At 71.8% G+C, this 699-nt stretch carries 1 pseudogene; it reads right to left on the bottom strand.

The features are described 5' to 3' along the window. Window positions 1-565: pseudogene (locus tag QSK00_RS30285) on the bottom strand (hypothetical protein); the annotation flags it as partial. Window positions 566-699 lie beyond the last annotated feature (134 nt).

Genomic DNA, 699 nt, shown 5'->3' with positions numbered 1-699 from the left:
CCTCGCGGTCGGTGGCCTCGCGGTCGGTGGCCCGATGCGTGGTGCTGTTGCCGGGGAGGGGTTCGTCGACGTCGGTGTCGCCGCGGCTGGTGTCGGGGTCGTCGAGGTCCGGGAGCGGCATGGAGGCCGTGGGGCTGCCCGGGGCCTGCTCGTCGTCGGTGTGATCCAACCCGGCCCGGTGGGAGGCGGAGATCAGGTCGAGCATCCCGCTCGCTTGGCGGGCGGGTTTGGTGTCGCGGGCCTCGTCCCGCAGCACCTGCCCGGGCTCGACGTCGGGGTCGGCCACCGCCGCCGACGCCGGGGGCGGGGTGGCGGCGCGGATCGCGTCGTCGAACAACGCGGCCGCGGCCGGGTCGCGCAGCACCAGCTTCGCGTGCAGGTTCCCGTTGCGGCGTTTCGCGTAGTGCAACTCGTTCCCCGCCGGATCGTCGTCCTTCGGGGCGGCCCCGTCGGGGTCGAGCCGATCCGCGATCACCTGGGCCGCCGCGTACAGCCGCCGCGGGGAGTGCGTCGCGGCCAGCGCGGCGAGCTGTTCCTCGGCCACCGTGAGTACGGCGTCGTCCAACCCGGAAATGTGATGTCTCAGCACATCCTGGACAGATAAGTCTCAGCACATCGCGGACAGGTTGGTGTTCCGCTGGTAGCGGACGCTGCGGTCAAGGGTAAGGCTGGCGGCGATCGCGTTATCGATGAGAACGG

The organism is Actinomycetospora sp. NBRC 106378 (assembly GCF_030269685.1).
In the GTDB taxonomy this organism is placed as follows: domain Bacteria; phylum Actinomycetota; class Actinomycetes; order Mycobacteriales; family Pseudonocardiaceae; genus Actinomycetospora.
This window is presented reverse-complemented; position numbering and strand designations above follow the sequence as displayed.